The following is a 442-nucleotide window of genomic DNA, read 5'->3' on the forward strand; positions in this document are numbered from 1 at the left end:
TTGTGGAGCTTGCTGCGCGCGCATCAGCAGCGGGCGGCATTCACCCGGCGAATGGCCGACCGGGAAAGTGAGTTGGCTCGCGTTGACATGGCGGCAAAGCTGCAGGAACGGTCGAGAGAATATGAAGCGGACGCCGAAGTGATCGAACGAATTCTCGAAAGCAGGCGGGGTACAGTGGCAGAGGATGGCCCGATCGCGAAACAAAACTGATCCGGCCTCGCCGGATGCTTCGAAAGACCGCGATGAAACCGAACCAGATCTATGTGATGACCGTGGATCCGATCGGGCCAAAGGAACAAACAGCACCCACTTTGGTTAATGCTGCGCGTGCCACCAGACACGCGTTTCTCACATTCGGAGACGACGATGGCTACGAAAAAGGAATCGCAAAGCAAGGCCAAGGGCCTCGAAGATCTTTTCCACGACGGACTGAAGGACGTCT

1 pseudogene is annotated in these 442 nt (G+C 57.0%); it reads left to right on the forward strand.

From position 1 onward, the window contains the following. Positions 1 to 210: pseudogene (locus AC0L2R_RS33875) on the forward strand (chemotaxis protein CheB); the annotation flags it as partial. Positions 211 to 442: the final 232 nt, after the last annotated feature.

The organism is Mesorhizobium sp. WSM4820 (assembly GCF_055811075.1).